The organism is Sporosarcina highlanderae (assembly GCF_030433715.1).
GTDB classification, from domain to species: domain Bacteria; phylum Bacillota; class Bacilli; order Bacillales_A; family Planococcaceae; genus Sporosarcina; species Sporosarcina highlanderae.
Genome location: NZ_JAROCC010000002.1, coordinates 80,274 through 97,903, shown reverse-complemented (window position 1 = coordinate 97,903; position 17,630 = coordinate 80,274). Strand labels below are relative to the sequence as shown.

At 42.3% G+C, this 17,630-nt stretch carries 16 protein-coding genes; 11 read left to right on the top strand and 5 right to left on the bottom strand.

Going from position 1 to position 17,630, the window contains the following annotated elements; genetic code table 11:
• Window positions 1-93: 93 nt before the first annotated feature.
• Together P5G49_RS02855 and P5G49_RS02850 are read left to right on the top strand one after the other, a co-directional pair.
• Window positions 94-597 (top strand): PCYCGC motif-containing (lipo)protein, encoded by a 504-nt coding sequence (locus P5G49_RS02855; RefSeq protein WP_301241966.1) that lies wholly within the window; start codon window positions 94-96, stop codon window positions 595-597.
• Window positions 598-808: 211 nt separating this feature from the next.
• Window positions 809-1,339, top strand: a complete 531-nt coding sequence (locus P5G49_RS02850) for a DinB family protein (protein ID WP_301241965.1) — start codon at window positions 809-811, stop codon at window positions 1,337-1,339.
• 78 nt (window positions 1,340-1,417) lie between these two features.
• Here the strand turns inward: P5G49_RS02850 and rsiV are convergent, their stop codons facing one another.
• The gene (gene rsiV, locus P5G49_RS02845) at window positions 1,418-2,293 is read right to left on the bottom strand and encodes an anti-sigma-V factor RsiV (RefSeq protein ID WP_301241964.1); all 876 of its coding nucleotides are present in this window, start codon (window positions 2,291-2,293) and stop codon (window positions 1,418-1,420) included.
• Window positions 2,294-2,297: 4 nt separating this feature from the next.
• The gene (sigV, locus tag P5G49_RS02840; RefSeq protein WP_301241963.1) at window positions 2,298-2,786 is read right to left on the bottom strand and encodes an RNA polymerase sigma factor SigV; all 489 of its coding nucleotides are present in this window, start codon (window positions 2,784-2,786) and stop codon (window positions 2,298-2,300) included.
• Window positions 2,787-2,941: 155 nt separating this feature from the next.
• Here sigV and P5G49_RS02835 point away from each other — a divergent pair, with 155 nt between their 5' ends.
• From P5G49_RS02835 to P5G49_RS02825, 3 genes are all read left to right on the top strand, one after another.
• The gene (locus tag P5G49_RS02835) at window positions 2,942-3,637 is read left to right on the top strand and encodes a Dph6-related ATP pyrophosphatase (protein ID WP_301241962.1); all 696 of its coding nucleotides are present in this window, start codon (window positions 2,942-2,944) and stop codon (window positions 3,635-3,637) included.
• Complete coding sequence (locus P5G49_RS02830) at window positions 3,634-4,170, top strand: hypothetical protein (RefSeq protein WP_301241961.1); 537 nt, start codon at window positions 3,634-3,636, stop codon at window positions 4,168-4,170. The genes P5G49_RS02835 and P5G49_RS02830 overlap by 4 nt, the downstream gene beginning before the upstream one ends.
• Before the next feature lie 181 nt (window positions 4,171-4,351).
• Complete coding sequence (locus P5G49_RS02825; RefSeq protein ID WP_301241960.1) at window positions 4,352-4,903, top strand: integrase; 552 nt, start codon at window positions 4,352-4,354, stop codon at window positions 4,901-4,903.
• A gap of 77 nt (window positions 4,904-4,980) precedes the next feature.
• Here P5G49_RS02825 and P5G49_RS02820 read toward each other — a convergent pair whose 3' ends face one another.
• Together P5G49_RS02820 and nfsA are read right to left on the bottom strand one after the other, a co-directional pair.
• Complete coding sequence (locus tag P5G49_RS02820; RefSeq protein ID WP_301241959.1) at window positions 4,981-6,150, bottom strand: class I SAM-dependent methyltransferase; 1,170 nt, start codon at window positions 6,148-6,150, stop codon at window positions 4,981-4,983.
• Between the two features lie 247 nt (window positions 6,151-6,397).
• The gene (gene nfsA, locus P5G49_RS02815; protein WP_301241958.1) at window positions 6,398-7,129 is read right to left on the bottom strand and encodes an oxygen-insensitive NADPH nitroreductase; all 732 of its coding nucleotides are present in this window, start codon (window positions 7,127-7,129) and stop codon (window positions 6,398-6,400) included.
• 89 nt (window positions 7,130-7,218) lie between these two features.
• Between nfsA and P5G49_RS02810 the strand changes: the two genes are divergently transcribed.
• From P5G49_RS02810 to hflX, 5 genes are all read left to right on the top strand, one after another.
• Window positions 7,219-8,778 carry an FMN-binding glutamate synthase family protein gene (locus tag P5G49_RS02810; RefSeq protein ID WP_301241957.1) on the top strand — a complete coding sequence of 520 codons (1,560 nt, stop codon included), beginning with the start codon at window positions 7,219-7,221 and terminating at the stop codon, window positions 8,776-8,778.
• A gap of 121 nt (window positions 8,779-8,899) precedes the next feature.
• Entirely contained in the window at window positions 8,900-10,543 is a 1,644-nt protein-coding gene (locus tag P5G49_RS02805) for an AMP-binding protein (RefSeq protein ID WP_301241956.1), read from the top strand.
• 217 nt (window positions 10,544-10,760) lie between these two features.
• On the top strand, window positions 10,761-12,245 hold the full coding sequence (gene putP, locus P5G49_RS02800; protein ID WP_301241955.1) for a sodium/proline symporter PutP: 1,485 nt from the start codon (window positions 10,761-10,763) through the stop codon (window positions 12,243-12,245).
• Window positions 12,246-12,341: 96 nt separating this feature from the next.
• Complete coding sequence (locus P5G49_RS02795) at window positions 12,342-13,043, top strand: VOC family protein (protein ID WP_301241954.1); 702 nt, start codon at window positions 12,342-12,344, stop codon at window positions 13,041-13,043.
• Window positions 13,044-13,052: 9 nt separating this feature from the next.
• Window positions 13,053-14,324 (top strand): GTPase HflX, encoded by a 1,272-nt coding sequence (gene hflX, locus P5G49_RS02790; protein WP_301241953.1) that lies wholly within the window; start codon window positions 13,053-13,055, stop codon window positions 14,322-14,324.
• 222 nt (window positions 14,325-14,546) lie between these two features.
• Here hflX and P5G49_RS02785 read toward each other — a convergent pair whose 3' ends face one another.
• On the bottom strand, window positions 14,547-16,265 hold the full coding sequence (locus P5G49_RS02785) for an ABC transporter ATP-binding protein (protein WP_301241952.1): 1,719 nt from the start codon (window positions 16,263-16,265) through the stop codon (window positions 14,547-14,549).
• Window positions 16,266-16,490: 225 nt separating this feature from the next.
• Between P5G49_RS02785 and P5G49_RS02780 the strand changes: the two genes are divergently transcribed.
• Window positions 16,491-17,375 (top strand): DUF6612 family protein, encoded by an 885-nt coding sequence (locus P5G49_RS02780; protein WP_301241951.1) that lies wholly within the window; start codon window positions 16,491-16,493, stop codon window positions 17,373-17,375.
• Window positions 17,376-17,630 lie beyond the last annotated feature (255 nt).

The following is a 17,630-nucleotide window of genomic DNA, read 5'->3' as shown; positions in this document are numbered from 1 at the left end:
ACGATAATTCTAATGTCCACAAAGTTGTAACCCGATTTCGTTTCGTTATCCGCTATGATGAAAGGACAATGACAAATAAAGGAGTAGACATGAATGATGAAGAAACTCATGCCTATCATGCTTATATTGATGCTTGTCCTTTCCGCATGCGGAGACAAGGCGCAACACCATGATGAAAAAGAAAAACATTTAGCCGTTGGTCACGAAAGGCACTTACCGAACGGTGACTTGCAAGAAGCGACTGAATCGGCAACGGTTTTGCCAAAGTTTTTAGAGGGCAAACCTGAAGAAATGCGCCTTGTATACCAAGTGGCGGCTTCAGCCTCAGACATTTTAGAGTATATGCCATGTTACTGCGGCTGTGGTGAAAGTGCAGGACACGGCAATAACTTAAACTGCTTCGTCGACGAAATCCGTGAAGACGGTTCCGTCATTTGGGACGACCACGGCACCCGCTGCCTCGTCTGTTTGGAGATTGCGGTTCAATCTGTACAGATGAAACAAGAAGGAAAGTCAATGAAAGAAATCCGTGAATTTATCGATGAAATGTACAAAGAGGGCTACGCTGAACCAACAGATACACCGATGCCAGCTTAATCAGTAATTATAGATAGCAGATAAACTTGAAGAAAGTTTATCTGCTGTTTTTTATTCTAAAATTTCCTTTCAACAACAGTTTTACCACAAACAATATTTTTCTTTTCTGAATATGTATATAGGGCTTTAAATTTTCATTGAAAGAGCGTATGCTGTGAAATTGATAGGACTATCCATATTTCGCTCAATGAAATAAAGGAGAATAAATAAAATGGTTTTTGAAAGCAATAATAAAATCCGAAGAAAGATTTATCAAGTGATTGATGGACTTACGGATGAGGAATTCAATAGTAAACCGTCAATGCATGGTTGGTCCCCGAAGCAAATTTTGGAGCATCTTGCCTTGATGGAAACATATATAGCTGCAAAAATAGCAGCAGAGTTGAAGAATAAGTCTAGTCAGCGGGCGTCGAAGAAAATCATTTTCCTAACTGGAAGTCTAATGATGAAGGACGATCTGCCTGAAGCGACGAAGCCAACAGATAGCTTCAAGACAGTTTCAGAAATAAAAGAGGAACTTCACAATTCGCGGATTTACTTGCTTGATGTCTATGACGGAAGCCGCAAAGAACTGCTGAGCGAGAAATCGTTAGCACATCCGAATTTAGGTTTGATGCCACTTGAGCAATGGTTCCCTGTTGTTGGCATGTATGAGAAATGCCATTTGAAAGTATTGAAGAAAACAATTGGCGAATTGAGAATTCAAGGTCTCGCTTCTGAAATAAAAACGGACGCACAGTAAAATCCCCAAGCCCTGCGCATGGGGATTTTCTTTTTTCCATAACAAAACCCCGCAGGTCATGTACGGGGTTCAATTCATTCAACGTATATAAACATCACTTACCAATAAATCCTCCACGACCTCCGTCGGAATTTCAAATGTCACCACACCCATATAACCTGGTGCAACATCATATTTATCAAAGGAAATGACAAGCTTTTGATCATTCGTGATATAGAAATTCTGATCAGGGCGAATCGATGTGAAGCCTTCCGTGTATTCATCATTGATGAAATAAGAGATCATTTCATCTTCCGCCATTTGACGCTCCATCTCATTTTCAATGTAAGCATTGATGACTTCGATATATGATTCATCTTTGAAAAGGCTTGGCAATGTAATCAGCACATTGTCGACTTTATCGATTGTGTCGTACTTCATCGTTGTGGAAGATGAAGCGACTGTATTCACTTGATAGCGCATTATCGATAGGATTCGATCATTGTCGGTCAACACTTCGAAGCCAGCATCCACTCCTAAATGTCCGCCACCTGCTTTTTTCAGTTCCGCAATCTCACTCTCGAATTGCTCAAACAGTTCCTTGTTCTCTGCTATATATTTTTCATTCAATGCAGCTTGCAGGTTTTCATCTTCAAGGCCCGTGATACCTGGCGTGGAAACGTCGGCTTGATACGTACCTTCATTGACTTTCATTTGTTGGATAGTCAATACTTCGACGAGAGACCCTAAAATTGGTACATTCACCATCGTATTGGCGAATGCTGGGCTGACATTAATGCTGCCAATGAAAATCGCAGCGGCTGCAGCGAAGCCTATTATGCTGTTTCTAAAAACAGGACGCTTCTTTCGTTGCTCCATCTCCGCTTTACGAATGGTTGCTCTCACAACTTCGTCCAATTCATGGGGAATCTCGGTATTCTCATAGTCCTTCTTTAATTTATCCATTTGACTCATTCCATTACTCCTCTCGCATTTCAACTCGTAATTTCCTTAACGCTGCATATAATCTTGTTTTTACCGTATTGACATTATCACCAGTGATTTCAGCAATCTCGTCAATCTTCAAATCCTCGAAAAAGCGGAGTATGATAATTATTTTATAATTTGGAGGTAGTTGGTCGACCGCTTCTTGCAGATCAAAATCGGTTACTTCATCCTCCGAAGTCGGCAAATGACTTTCCAAAATTTCATCGTCCATGATAGACATCCGCTGATGTTTGCGGATGAAATCAATTGCTGTATTGACAATGATTCTGTAAAACCATGTTTTCATATAGTTCACTTCATCGAGCCGATCAATGGAACGAAGCGCCTTCAGGATGGATTCCTGAACGATATCAAGTGCATTTTCTTTATTTTTAACGTAACTAAATGCGAGCCGATAATAGGCTTGCTGATTTTCAATAATGAATTTTTCCACCAACTTAAATTTATCGTCTCTTGTCATGACAATCGGGTCACCTTCTCTTTTAATAACGTCTCGCGAACACGTCTCATAAGTATGGACGGACTGATTCCCTAAAAAGTTTTGAGGCTTTGGAAAGGATATGAAATGTTTGTGATATGCTTTATTCAAAATATGAGGATAGGGTGTGTGAATAAATGAATAACCAACCTTTCGTTGCTTCCTGGAGCGGCGGTAAAGATTCAGCATTGGCTTATTACCGTGCTTTTCAGTCGGGAGGAATTCCAAAGCGGTTATGGACGATGTTTGAAGAGGATAAAGAACGTTCGAAGTCTCATGCCTTGCCCTTGGAGATCATCCAAGCACAAGCTGACAGCCTCGGCGTTCCGTTGATGATTCGCGGGGCTGACTGGAATGGCTATGAAGAGAAATTTTTAGATGCTATGAAGGAATGCGTTGAAGCCGGAATTCCAAATGGTGTTTTCGGTGATATCGACTTGGAGGATCATTTGACATGGGTGCAGACAACATGCGCTAAAGTTGAAATGAAAGCCGTCCACCCGATATGGATGGAACCGCGCCGGAAGCTTTTGGAGGAATTCGTAAACTCCTACTTTGAGGCATATATCGTTGTCATTAATACCAAGATGATGCCTGCTGAGTTCATTGGGCGTAAATTCACGATTGAATTGATGAATGAATTGGAGTCGCTTGGTATTGATTCATGTGGGGAATCTGGGGAGTTCCACACTGTTGTCATCGATGGGCCGATTTTTAAAAAACGTATTCCGCTTGTATTTAAGGAGCAACATGAACGTGATGGGTATGTGTTTTTATCTGTTGGGTTGGAAGAGGAACCTTTGGAGAAAGTAGTTAGGGCGCCGTATCTATGAGGAAATGGCTAACCGGCTTCCTTTGCCTTGTTCTTCTCGGTGGTTGTACAAAGCCATTAACGTTAGAAGTTAAGGACACGACGAAAACAAAAGACAGGTTTAGCGCGGTATTCGTTCAAAAGGGCTTAGTCACTGAGGATTACGATGTGCTTTTTTCTGTTGAAAAGTATTTGGATGGGACTCAGTCGATAATCGATGAAGATTTTACGAACCCGACAAGTAGGAAGAATGTTATCTTGTTCAGGGTCGATTCTGACAGAAAATCCGATGAGACAGTGGTAAACTTTGGAACGAGTGATCTTATTTATCGTGTCAAGGATGAACCTATTCGCGGCCCTATCTTCAGCGGAGTCCTCATCGATTCATTGAAGCTTGAACCTGGGAAACCACAGCCAATCGCTTATTGGTATACAAACTCGTTAACGGTGGAGCAGCAAAAAATGTTCGAAGAAGGCTCAATTGACATGGAGAAATTAAAACAGGACGGATTGCTTTATATGTTAGTCGTTGAGGTTGTTGAAAAGCCGGAATGAGTCCAAGTTAGCAAGTTGGCGGACTTTTGACAATTCCGTGGATTTTAGGAAAAATACATTGTGTTTTCTTCATTATTTTTCTATAATAAAAAAGTTGTGTGAAATATTGGGTTGACTCTATATAAGAACCCTATTCGGTGATTGCGACTATATAAATAGTGAAGGGTGTTAGGGGAAGAGAATGAAAGCTACTATGACCGAATCGCAGATTGAAGCTTTAATCGAATTAACTATTTGTGACGTAAATATGGACGTTGAGCTGAAGCAGGAGCGCACTGGAGTTAACATGATGTATGACTTCATTAAAAATGAAGTGATTGTCGATATCAAACGTGTGCAAAAAGCCTGCAACGAGTTGCCTGAACCGATGCCGCTCGAAACGTATCTTCGTGTATTGACAATCCATGAATTGGGGCACGCGATGGATCGCAAAGCACTCCTTGTATCGCTGGACCGAACGAAAGAAATCATCACGATGAAAAAACAAGCAGCTGCTGAAAAGAGACCAACGGATTTGCCTTTCATGAAGATGGTCATTGAAGAACATAAGTCGGACATCGCCTTCGAAGAAACCGCATGGGCTAACGCTGGAATTTTAAACAGCTTTTTTGGGATTGTAGATGGGGATAGCTTTGAGAAGGTGAAATCGCATAGCCTTGAGACGTATTGGAAGTTGTATGAGAATGACTTGGCAATCTATCAAGGATTGCAAGAAGAAACTTTACTTGTATAATCAATGGACTTATTTATTCATATAAAAACCGCCCCCGAAGAGAATTCGAGTGCGGTTTTATTTTTGTTGAGCCCAAATTAGTTTAAATACCCCGCTTCTTTCAACTCACGTTCCAAAAACGGTTTTGCATTCAGTAAATCACGGAACGCTTTATACTTTTCAACAGCTTCCGCGGACGGTTTCTTGCCAGTCTTAAAGCTGCGTATCAAAATGTTTTTCGGCGTATGCTCCATATCGATGAATTCAAGAAGCTGTGCATCATAACCAACAAGTTTCAGCAACTCCGCCCGGATTGAGTCGGTTGCAAGTGCTGAAAAGCGTTCTTTTATTAACCCATGTTGCAGCATGATGTCTAATGCAGGTGATTGGATTTGTGAAAACAGTTCGTGTTGGCAGCAAGGAACGCTCAAAATTACTTCCGCTCCCCATTTGACGGCGCGCGCCAACGCCATATCCGTTGCAACGTCACAAGCATGCAGCGTAACGACCATGTCAACAGCGGTTTCTTCATTGTAATCGTTGATGTCACCGACAAGGAACTCCAGTTGTTCGTAACCGAGATCCTTAGCGATTACGTTACATTCTTCAATGACTTCCTTTTTCAAATCAAGTCCAGTAACCCGAATATCCAGTCCCTTTTCGATATGCAAATAGTGGTATAGCGCAAATGTTAAATAGGATTTTCCGGATCCGAAATCCAATATGCGTACAGGGCGATCCTTCGGCAGATGGACAAGCGCATCATCGATGAACTCAACAAAGCGGTTGATCTGACGGAACTTATCGTATTTCTGCTTTTTCACTTTGCCTTCCGGAGATTGTACACCAAGACGAATCAGGAAAGGGTAGGGGGTCGAATCATCCAATAAATAATTCTTTTTCCGATTATGCGATAAATCGACTGTTTTCGTGGAAGCTGTCTTCTCGCTTTTCCAGGCTACTTTGAATTTCTTCGTTAGCTGGATATGGACTTTCTCATCGCTGAACTCCGCCTGCATCTGCTTGAACTGCTCCAATAATTGCTTGAGAGAAGGCTGAATGTCAGCTGCTTTTATATTTTCATGTTTCAAAATGCGTTCATAGTGATATTCAAATTGAATATAGACTTCTTTCTTGATTTCCACCGGCTTCAGTTTCACTTTTTGCAGACCGGTCGACTTGTAACGGGGCTGGCTAATCGTCCCTTGAATGAATGCGCCCTCTTGCATCCTTTGGACGAGTTTCTCTACAAGTTCTTCAAATTGCATAGTGTTGGACCTCTTTTCGGGCAAGTTTGTATATATAAGAATACTACAAGGGACTCAGTAGATGTGCTTCTAATGCTTCGTTCGTGCATGCAAAAAGCCGTTATTCAAAACGGCTTTGGTCATTCCTGAAGTTATGCGTGTATATTTGCATTTATGCGTGCTTATCCTGATTTATGAGGTTCTTGGCGGAGTTATGCGTTTTTCGCTAACTTTATGCGCATCTGTCCAAGTTTATGAGCTTTTGGGCTTAATTAAACTCAAATCCTTGTTTTGTCAGGTAATCCTTCATATGTGTACGTCTTGGTTCTGCCAAGAAGTCAGCCATCTGTTCAGACCATGCTGTATCTTTTTGGTTTGAACCACGATTAAGGTAATAATCATGCATCGTTTGGTCGTAGTCTAAAAGGAGCTCATTATATTTCGCCGAATCATAGCTGTTTTCATGGATGATCGCTTCAACCGGCAATCTTGGCTTCACTTCATTCGCCTCGTCGGGAACACCAATCGACATTGCGAACATTGGTGCAACGCCGTTCGGGAGCCCTAATAGTTCACTGATTTCAGTAGGTGCATTACGGATACCTCCGATATAACAGATTCCATATCCTTTCGATTCGGCTGCGATTGCGACGTTTTGAGCGAAGAGTGCAACATCGATTGCACCGACGAGCATATTTTCAGCATATGAGTAATCAATTTCCTTCCCGTTTAGCTCGGCAGCTTTACCTAACCTGCAGTAGTCAGCGCAGAAGATGAGGACAGAGGCTGCAGTTAAAAACTGCCTTTTATTACTTGCCAATTCGGCAAGTCGCTCCCGTTTGCCCTGATCAGTTACATGGATGACGGAATATGCTTGCACGAAATGGGAGCTTGCTGCGTGTTGGCCTGCGCGAATGAGGTCATAGACGTCTTCCTTCGAAAGTGGGATGTCCTTGTATTTTCTTACGGATGCGTGTGATTTCAATAATTCAATAACCATATGTATACCTCCAGAATATTCTATAATTCTATATTGATTGAATATAACCATGTTACACTACAATTAATGCCAAGAAAAGGGGTGCCGGGATGAGTTGGTTAGATAGCCTTTCGTTGACGACGACATTGATTATCATTATTTTAGTGGTCATTCCCATATCAATTGCCATTTATCTTTACTTTTATGACAGAAGGCAAAAGCAGCATGCCATCCTTCGAAACTATCCGATATTGGGGCGGATGCGTTATGTGCTCGAAAAGACTGGACCTGAGTTGCGCCAGTACTTGTTCAACGCTGATCACGAAGGGAAACCGTTTAATCGTGAAGAATATTTGCATATGGTCTTACCCGGAAAGTACTTGAATAGTATTATCGGTTTTGGATCAAAACGTAATTTTGAGGAGCCGGGTTATTACATTCGGAATGCGTTGTTCACAAAACAGAACGAAGAAATGCGGGTCGACAATGATGAGTTGGTCAACACGATGCGCTATCGGGTCGATGAAGATAACCTTTTTTCTCGGAAAGAGCATCGTGAAGAAATACCTGCATTGCCTTGGCTGTTGCCTGAAGAGGATGCGGTAATCATTGGACCGAATTGTCAGCATCCATTTCACGTCCGTAGTTTATTGGGGCAGTCGGGCATGAGTTATGGGGCCCTTGGAGAAAATGCCATCACGGCGTTGTCTAAGGGGATTGGCATGGCGAAAGAGGCATGGATGAATACCGGCGAAGGTGGGCTGTCACCTTATCATCTTGCTGGAGATGCACATATTATCGCTCAAATCGGTTCGGGGCTCTTCGGTTTTCGTACCGAAGATGGAGAATTCAGTTGGGAACGTCTTAGCGAGAAGGCGGAAATACCACAGGTGAAGGCGTTTGAAATTAAGATGGCGCAAGGGGCGAAAATGCGAGGCGGGCATGTTGAAGGTGAAAAGGTGACAGAGGAAATTGCCAAAATCCGAAACGTCGTGCCATTTACGACCATTAATAGTCCGAATCGATTTAAGCAGTTCTCGGATTATCCTACCCTATTTGACTTCATTGAAAAGATACGGGATCACAGCGGAAAACCTGTTGGGATAAAGATCGTCATTGGGAGCAAGGAAGACGCAGAGGAGCTTGCTTCCTTCATGAATGAAAGCGGAAAAGGACCTGATTTCATCTCATTGGATGGCGCAGAAGGCGGATCAGGGGCAACCTATCAGGACTTGGCCGATAGTGTAGGACTGCCACTTAAATCAGCACTTGTCTTATTGGATGATGCCCTTCAGAAGTATGGAGTACGTGATCAGGTGAAAATTATAGCATCTGGAAAAATTACAACACCTGACAAAGCGGCAATTGCATTGGCTATGGGAGCGGATCTTGTCCAGATTGCCCGTGGATTCATGATTTCGGTCGGATGTATAATGGCTGAACGATGCCACACAAATGAGTGCCCAGCAGGAGTTGCTACAACAGATAAGAACTTACAAAGGGGTCTCGTTGTAGAGGAGAAGAAATTCCGCGTAACCAACTATATTTTGACGATGCGTGAAGGGCTGTATCGGATTGCGGCTGCTGCTGGTATTGATTCTCCAACAAAATTCGACAGGCATCATGTTGTCTATAAAGATGAACGCGGCCGAGTTTTCCCAATTGAATAAACATTTCATGCCATTTTACCTGTTAGGTAGAATGGCATTTTGATTAGGAATGCCTAAGACTACTTCTGAATTTTGTGATAACATATAAGTAACCAAAGAATCATAGAAAGGGGTTAGGTGGATGTCTTTGTTAGAGAAAACAGTTGGCGAGATCGTAAGGGATTGGGCGAAATTGATACCTGAGAATGAGGCATATGTTTATCCTGAGCATGGAATTAGGAAAACATATCAAGAGTTTGATCGTGAGACAGATGAGTTGGCAAAGGCATTCATCGGGATGGGGATAGAGCAAGGGGAGCATGTCGCCATCTGGTCGGATAATAAACCTCAATGGTTGTTAAGTCAATTTGCCACTGGGAAAATGGGGGCTGTTCTTGTTACAGTGAACACGAACTACCAGGCAAATGAACTTGAATACCTCCTGAAACAATCGGATGCTACAACACTGATACTCGACGAAGGCTATAAAGGGACGAGCTATATCGACATTATCCGTTCAATTTATCCCGAACTGCAAAATAGTGAGAACGGTATCGTAAATTGTGAAAAGTTACCTAAATTGAAACGGATTATTCTAATGACAGACCGTGAAGAAATGGGGATATATAAATGGTCTGAATTCCTTCATCACGCGGAAGGGATTACTGACGAGGTTTTGGCTGAACGTCAACGGACAATGACACCGGATGATGTTATCAATATTCAATATACGTCTGGTACAACGGGGTTCCCGAAAGGGGTCATGTTAACACATCGTAATGTTGTAAACAATGGGAAACTAATAGGGGATTACATGAAACTAACTGAAGAAGATCGCGTCTGCATACCCGTGCCGTTTTTCCATTGCTTTGGATGTGTACTTGGCAACTTGGCAGCAGTGACTCATGGTTCGACAATGGTCGTCATCGAGCAGTTCGATCCTCTACGTGTATTGGAGGCTGTTCAAGATGAAAAATGCACAGCGCTTCATGGCGTACCAACAATGTTCATTGCCGAATTGAATCATCCTGATTTCAAAAAGTTCAATACATCCTCATTGCGAACAGGTATTATGGCTGGCTCTACATGCCCGATTGAAGTGATGAAACAAGTGATTCACGAAATGGGTGCAGAGGAGATTACGATTTGTTACGGGCAAACAGAATCATCACCTGTCATTACTCAAACAACGACTGATGATCCGATTGAAAAGCGTGTCTCCACTGTTGGAAAACCTCATCCTTATGTAGAGGTGAAGATCATTGATCCGCTGACGGGAGAGGAGGCACCTGTGGGAGTGCCGGGTGAACTTTGTACAAGGGGCTACCATGTCATGAAAGGGTATTATAATAACGAAGAGGCGACGCGCGAGGCAATCGATGAAGAAGGCTGGCTCCACACCGGCGATATCGCAATTATGGACGAGGATGGATACATCGATATTACCGGACGTATTAAGGATGTTATTATTCGTGGAGGTGAAAATATTTATCCCCGAGAAGTTGAGGAATTCCTGTATACACATCCTGCAATTTCTGATGTCCAAATTGTTGGCGTGCCGGATCCTAAGTATGGGGAAGAATTGATGGCCTGGATAATTCCAAAGAAGGACAAAATCATCGATGAAGAAGCTGTACGATCGTTTTGCCATGGTAATATCTCTTATCATAAAATTCCGAGGTATATTAGATTCACTGACGCGTACCCAATGACCGCCTCGGGAAAAATCCAGAAATTCAAGCTTCGAGAACTATCGATTGAAGAGACGCTTAGTCAAAAAATATAAGCTTGTAGACTGCAACCTTCATTGAAAGGGACGCAGTCAATTTTTTTGCTCATTTTCTTTGCTTATATGAATTCCATTTGTCGAAGTTTGTTCATTCCCCGGGAAATGTGGCGGATGTAGGATAAACATGTCATCTTGCCTGGAATATTTTAAGTACTTCCAAATCATTTGAAAAATGTTATTATTGAACTGTACTTATTTAGAAGGAGGGGAAACTATGACTGGTAGTATGTATCAATTGATCGCTATTATTTTGTACATGGCCGCGATGCTTTTCATCGGGTGGTATGCATTCAGGAAGACCTCCAACTTAACTGACTACATGTTGGGCGGGCGCTCTCTTGGACCGGCAGTAACGGCATTAAGTGCTGGTGCTGCGGATATGTCAGGATGGTTACTTATGGGACTCCCGGGTGCCATTTATGCAGTAGGTATGACCGAAGCATGGATTGCAATCGGATTAACGGTTGGTGCGTATTTGAACTGGCTTCTTGTTGCACCAAGGCTTCGCGTCTATACGCAAGTATCGAATGATTCCATTACTATACCGAGTTACTTGGAAAACCGATTAAAGGACAAATCAAGATTCCTACGTATTGCCTCAGGTATAATAATTCTTGTATTCTTCACATTTTATGTTTCTTCAGGTATGGTTGCAGGCGGTAAATTCTTTTTAAGTTCTTTTGGTCTTAATTATCACGCTGGGTTACTTATTGTTTCTGCAGTTGTTATCGCTTACACGCTTTTTGGAGGTTTCTTGGCAGTAAGCTATACTGACTTCGTTCAAGGCCTTATCATGTTTTTAGCTTTGCTTTTAGTTCCGATTGTAGGCTTGACGCTTACGGGTGGGTTCGCGGAAACTGCTGCAAGTATCAAGGAAGTGAATCCTGAGATGCTTAGTCTGGTGAAAGGGGCGACCGTAGCAGGTGTCATATCCTCCATCGCTTGGGGACTTGGCTATTTCGGACAGCCGCATATTATCGTCCGCTTCATGGCTATCAAATCAGTGAAGGAGACGAAAAGTGCAAGACGGATCGGTATCGGCTGGATGATGTTAAGCCTGTTTGGTGCGATAGCGACAGCTTTGGTAGGAGTTGCTTATTATCACCAAAATCCAAGTGCTGAGCTTGTCGATCCGGAAACTGTTTTCATCGCACTTGGACAAATTATTTTCCATCCGTTCATAGCGGGAATCATGCTTGCTGCTGTACTTGCTGCTGTCATGAGTACGATTTCATCGCAGTTGATCGTGACTTCTTCTGCCCTGATTGAGGACTTGTATAAAGCGGTCATTAAATCGGATGCTTCAGATAAGCAATATGTCTTTTTAGGACGGATGGCGGTTCTTGTAGTTTCCTTAATTGCGATGGCGCTTGCTTGGCCAAATAAAGAATCGATCTTGAAACTTGTATCCTTTGCATGGGCCGGCTTCGGCGGTGCATTCGGACCAATTATCCTTTTATCGCTATACTGGCGTAAGCTTACTGCGACTGGCGCACTATGGGGAATGGTGACAGGTGCAATTACTGTAGGTGTGTGGGGGAATATTGAATTTTTATCGAAGAGCCTTTATGAGATTGTCCCTGGATTCCTCGTTTGTTTAGTTGTAACTTATGTAGTGAGTATGATGACTTATCGTCCGAATGCGGAAATTGATAAGGAATTCTACGATGCGCAAGTATTACTTGAAAAGGAAAGATAAGATTAGATAAAGCGACCTTCGATGAAGCAATCGAGGGTCGTTTTTTCTTATTGTATGGTACGCTAATCGAAATAGGGTTTTAAAAGGGGGACGTAAATGATGAAGCTTGATCATGTTGTTTATTTTACATCGAAAAGCCCTAACGAAGTCGTTCAGGAGCAAAAGGAAAAAGGCAACCACGCCGTAATTGGGGGCAGGCATGAAAAATGGGGGACGCATAATGCACTTATGTATGTGAAAAATGCATATGTGGAATGGCTTTCCGTCGAAAAGCCTGAATTAGCGAGGGAAGTCGATCATCCGTTGACTCGCTTGCTTTTGCATGATGTTACGGATGGAGATGGATGGGGTACCATTTGTTTATCTGTCACGAATATTGAGCAATTTAATGATGATATTAAAAACAAAGGTTTTGCCACTTCTGGTGTATTGGATGCGGAACGACTGACTGAAAGTGGCGTGCTGAGGAAGTGGAAGATGCTGTTTGTCGATCAACCAGTAACTGCTGAACTTCCATATCCTTTTTTCATTGAATGGGAAGAACCTGAAGATGTCCGTTTTGCCCAATTACGGAAGGATGGGACATTGATTGAAGAAAATGATGCTAAGGAAATTCAAGAATGCATCTTTGGAGTAGAAGACCCCTTGCGCGATACAGGAGAGTGGGCTGTACTTCTTTCACAAAAGGTTGGCGATTCGAATGATATCTCATTGGAAAATGTTCGGTTGAGATTTATTCAGCAAGAAGGGGGAAAAGATAGGTTAAGTGATGTTGTCATTGGAAAGAGGGAAGGATGAAGTGGATTTATGGAGATTTTAGTTGAATACGCAGTTCTTGTCGGTGTGCATGAACAAAATGATGAGCATTTTGAATATGAAATGGAAGAATTACAGAACTTGGCGGAAGCAATTGACGTACAGGTCGTTGGAAGAGTGACTCAGAATTTGGAACGCAGACATTCAACCCATTATGTCGGCAAAGGGAAGGTTGCAGAGGTCAAACGGCTTTATGAAGAGACGGGGGCGAACCTTGTCATTTTCAATGATGAGCTTTCACCGTCGCAAATCCGTAACTTAGAGCAGGAGCTTGAAGTGAAGGTCATTGACAGGACGATGCTCATCCTTGATATCTTCGCAAGAAGAGCCCGGACTCATGAAGCACGGATGCAAGTTGAATTGGCACAATTGCAATACACACTTCCAAGACTTGTCGGGTTGCGCGCTTCATTGAGCAGGCAAGGGGGCGGTACTGGCGGTGGATTCCAGAACAAAGGTGCCGGTGAAACGAAGCTTGAACTTGACCGCCGTAAAATTGAGGACCAGATTGCGAAACTGCGAAAGGATCTTGAACATGTGCGTGATCGCCGTGAAACGCAGAGGAAGCAGCGAAAGAAAAGCGGGATACCCGTCGTGTCCATTGTCGGTTATACGAATGCAGGAAAATCGACATTAATGAATGGGCTTTTGCGCAAAGTAGATGAGGAAACAGAAAAGCAAGTGTATGAGGAAAACATGCTTTTCGCGACATTAGATACATCTGTGCGCCATTTGAAATTTGCCGACAATAAAGAGTTCCTTTTGACGGATACGGTTGGATTCGTTTCAAAACTGCCTCACCATTTGGTCAAGGCTTTCCGTTCCACGCTTGAAGAAGCGCGCGGTGCTGATCTTCTTCTGCATGTTGTCGATGTTTCGAATCCTGAATACCGCTATATGATGGAAGTGACGAATGATACGCTACATGATGTTGGAGTGGAAAATATAAAGACTATAAATATATTCAATAAATCGGACTTGGCGGGTGTGCCGTATCCAAGGTTGACCGACGATAATATTTGGATATCAGCTTATGAATCGGCGGGTTTGGATGATTTAATTGATTTGATTAAGAAGAAGATTTTTGAGCAATACATTACTTGCAAACTGCTTGTTCCATTCGATCGAGGAGATGTCGTGTCCTATTTGAATGACAAGGCCAATGTGAAAAAGACGGAATACGAGGAAGATGGCACATTGATGACAGTGGAGATGGACGGTTCGGAACGGGTTAAGTTTGAAGAGTTTATCATAAGCCATTAACGAAAGCGAAGGCGCCTGCTTAGGGGCGACAAGCATAAGGCGAAGATACGGCGTGGCGTTCTTTGCCACAAAGTATCATCGACTTATGACCTCGAGCCCCTGGCGCCTGAAGCTGGACATAACGAAAAAACTGCACTCGGACTATAAAGTCCACAGTGCAGTTTTTTATCTATAAAGAGAAAGGGGGGTGGGATGATAATAGTATCCCCGTTTCTTCAAATGTTAAACCTCTTGGAATTGAATATTATGCAGACGGGCAAAAATTCCACCCTTCCTAACCAAATCATCGTATTTTCCATCTTCTACAATGCCGTCTTCCGTAACGACAATGACTCTATCGGCATCTCGTATTGTCGCTAAACGGTGTGCAATGATGAGTGTTGTACGATTTTCCGAAAGCTCATTAAGTGATTGTTGGATGATGCGCTCCGTCTCAGTATCTAATGCGGACGTTGCTTCATCTAAAATTAGGATTGGCGGATTTTTTAGGAACATGCGCGCAATCGCAAGCCGTTGTTTCTGTCCACCTGATAACTTTAGGCCACGCTCTCCGATTTGTGTCTCATAGCCGTCAGGAAGAGAAGCGATGAAATCTTCCAAATGCGCCTTTTGCGCAGCAGTTATTACCTCTTCATCCGTCGCATTCAAATTCCCATAGGCAATATTTTCTTTAATCGTACCTGTGAATAAAAACACGTCTTGCTGTACAATTCCGATCTGGGAACGCAGAGACTGCTGGGTCATATTACGGATATCGATACCGTCAATTGAAATGGCACCCGCATCAACATCGTAAAAACGGGGTATAAGTGAACAGATTGTCGTTTTTCCGGCACCGGATGGGCCTACAAATGCAATCGTCTCACCAGCTTTAATTGATAAATCGATTCCATTCAAGACATTTTTATTATCATCATATTTGAAATGGACGTCATCAAAAAGTATATCGCCATGTAAGTGGCCAACAGATTCCGCTCCGGGTCGGTCTTTAATTTCCGGTTCTTGTTCAAGCAAATCAAGGAATCTCCGGAAACCTGCCATCCCCTTCGGATAAAGTTCCAGTAACGCGCTGATTTTGTCGACAGGCTTGATAAGGATATTAACAAAAAGGATAAAGCCGACAAGCTCTCCAGGAGTAAGTCGGTCGTTATATGTAAACCAAGCTCCGACCACAAGTACGACCAACGTTACAAGCCTCGTCATCATATACATGCTGGAATGCGTCCAGGCCATGACATTATATGCAACAAGTTTTGCCAATCGGAAGCTGCCATTGTCCTTCTTGAATCGTGAAATTTCGAATTCCTCATTCGTGAACGATTTAACGACGCGAGCACCAGATACCGAATCTTCTACCCTTGCATTTACGTCGGCAATCTTACCGTACATATTCTGCCATGCGGCATTCATTTTTATATTACAGAACGTTACAAGAACGACAAGGAGTGGCACCATACAAATCGCGATTACTGCAAGTTCGGGATTGATGGAAAACATAAGAATGAACGCGCCAATAATTGTCATGACCGCGATAAATGCGTCTTCCGGTCCGTGATGGGCAAGTTCACCGATATCGAATAAATCATTCGTAATCCGGCTCATAACATGCCCAGTCTTCGTGTTATCGAAAAAACGGAATGATTGTCGATGGACATGGTTGAATAGTTGCTGCCTCATATCCGTTTCGATATTAATCCCTAATTTATGCCCCAAATAGCTGACAATGTATTGAAGGAATGTACTGAGAACGTATACAAGCAGCAAGAGGATGCTGATTGTCACGATTTTGCCCCATTCCCCGGATGGCAAAAGAGTGTCGATAAACCATTGAACAGCCATTGGAAAAGCTAATTCTAACAATGCTACGAAAATGGCACTTGAAAAGTCGATAATAAATAGCCGTTTATGTGGTTTATAGTAAGAAAAGAATTTTTTTAGCATAGGTGTTTGATGTCCTTTCTATTTGTCTCGATTATTATAACGGATTTGATAATGAAGGAACATGAAAAAGTTTCAATTACCGAAATAAATCGAAAGGTGAGCAATGGTCCCGCAAGCAATAGATAGTAGTAAAGATTCAATTAAGAAAAAAACTGGAACCCTTTTCCGTCCATGCCGTATGATTAGGTGTAGTAAAAATAGAAACAAAGAAGGGAAGCGAATTATATGAAAAAATTGATAAAGGGTTTAGGCGTCGGCTTGCTTGCACTTGGCCTCTCAGCTTGCGGATCCGCTGCAGAACCGAAAACAGATCCCGATACCGGAAAAAAGGTCGAAGTGACAAACAAAAGTAAGATGACGGCACAAGAAGTATATAGCAAAGCAATGGAAGTTTCAGAAGAACAAAAGAGCATGCATGCAGTTATGGATATCAATCAAAAAATGTCCATGCCGGGCCAGGGACTTGATATGGATTCGAAAATCAAAATGGATATGGATATGATTATTGATCCTTTGGCAATGTACCAAGTAATGAGTATGGATATGGGTCCGGAAATTGGCGCGATGGACATGGAAATTTATATGACTGAATCCGGTTTTTATATGCTTGATCCGGAATCTGCTCAATGGATTAAGATGCCGAAAGAGATGTATGATGAAATGATGGCGCAAATGGGTGGGGAAACAGATCCTACATTGGATATGAAGATGTTCAAGGAATTTAAGGATGATTTTAAATTTGAGCAGACTGATGACGAGTATATTTTGACGTTGAATGCTTCCGGAGATAAGTTTAGCGGCCTTATGAAAGAATTGATGGGTTCAACTTTCCCGGCAGATATGGAAATGACTGAAGAAGAAGCTGATCTGTTGAATAATATGGATTTAAAAAGTTTGGACATTACGATTTACATCGACAAGGAAACATTCTATACAAATGCGTTTGATATGAAAATGGATATGACGATGAAGATTGAAGACGAAGAGATGCATATTGTGCAAGAGATGAAATCTGTCATTACGAAAATCAATGAGATTGATGAAATCGTAGTTCCGCAAGAAGTAATTGATAGCGCTGTTGACTTGGAAGAGTTGATGGGCCAAGAATAAGTATGCATGAACGATTATGGACAACTTTATGTTCTCCATAATCGTTTTTTTATTCCGCATCAGAAGCGCTATACCCTCAAGGATACCCCTTACATAAAACCTGTAAAAATACCGCCACAATTGCAATGAACCGTATTACAGCGGCTTGCTTGGTATAGTGAGTTCTACTAGTCTTCTTGTAATTGATAATCATTTTCAATTATAAGTTGACACTATATTCATACCTGATATAATTGGATTTGCAGGCTAATTGAT

Bases quoted from the DNA above. Each gene is read 5' to 3' on its own strand.
- nfsA (WP_301241958.1), bottom strand. From the start codon at position 7,129: ATGGTTATTGAATTATTGAAATCACACGCATCCGTAAGAAAATACAAG.
- sigV (WP_301241963.1), bottom strand. From the start codon at position 2,786: ATGACAAGAGACGATAAATTTAAGTTGGTGGAAAAATTCATTATTGAA.
- putP (WP_301241955.1), top strand. From the start codon at position 10,761: ATGACTGGTAGTATGTATCAATTGATCGCTATTATTTTGTACATGGCC.
- P5G49_RS02855 (WP_301241966.1), top strand. From the start codon at position 94: ATGATGAAGAAACTCATGCCTATCATGCTTATATTGATGCTTGTCCTT.
- P5G49_RS02825 (WP_301241960.1), top strand. From the start codon at position 4,352: ATGAAAGCTACTATGACCGAATCGCAGATTGAAGCTTTAATCGAATTA.
- hflX (WP_301241953.1), top strand. From the start codon at position 13,053: ATGGAGATTTTAGTTGAATACGCAGTTCTTGTCGGTGTGCATGAACAA.
- P5G49_RS02810 (WP_301241957.1), top strand. From the start codon at position 7,219: ATGAGTTGGTTAGATAGCCTTTCGTTGACGACGACATTGATTATCATT.
- P5G49_RS02830 (WP_301241961.1), top strand. From the start codon at position 3,634: ATGAGGAAATGGCTAACCGGCTTCCTTTGCCTTGTTCTTCTCGGTGGT.
- P5G49_RS02785 (WP_301241952.1), bottom strand. From the start codon at position 16,265: ATGCTAAAAAAATTCTTTTCTTACTATAAACCACATAAACGGCTATTT.
- P5G49_RS02835 (WP_301241962.1), top strand. From the start codon at position 2,942: ATGAATAACCAACCTTTCGTTGCTTCCTGGAGCGGCGGTAAAGATTCA.
- P5G49_RS02795 (WP_301241954.1), top strand. From the start codon at position 12,342: ATGATGAAGCTTGATCATGTTGTTTATTTTACATCGAAAAGCCCTAAC.
- P5G49_RS02805 (WP_301241956.1), top strand. From the start codon at position 8,900: ATGTCTTTGTTAGAGAAAACAGTTGGCGAGATCGTAAGGGATTGGGCG.
- P5G49_RS02780 (WP_301241951.1), top strand. From the start codon at position 16,491: ATGAAAAAATTGATAAAGGGTTTAGGCGTCGGCTTGCTTGCACTTGGC.
- rsiV (WP_301241964.1), bottom strand. From the start codon at position 2,293: ATGAGTCAAATGGATAAATTAAAGAAGGACTATGAGAATACCGAGATT.
- P5G49_RS02850 (WP_301241965.1), top strand. From the start codon at position 809: ATGGTTTTTGAAAGCAATAATAAAATCCGAAGAAAGATTTATCAAGTG.
- P5G49_RS02820 (WP_301241959.1), bottom strand. From the start codon at position 6,150: ATGCAATTTGAAGAACTTGTAGAGAAACTCGTCCAAAGGATGCAAGAG.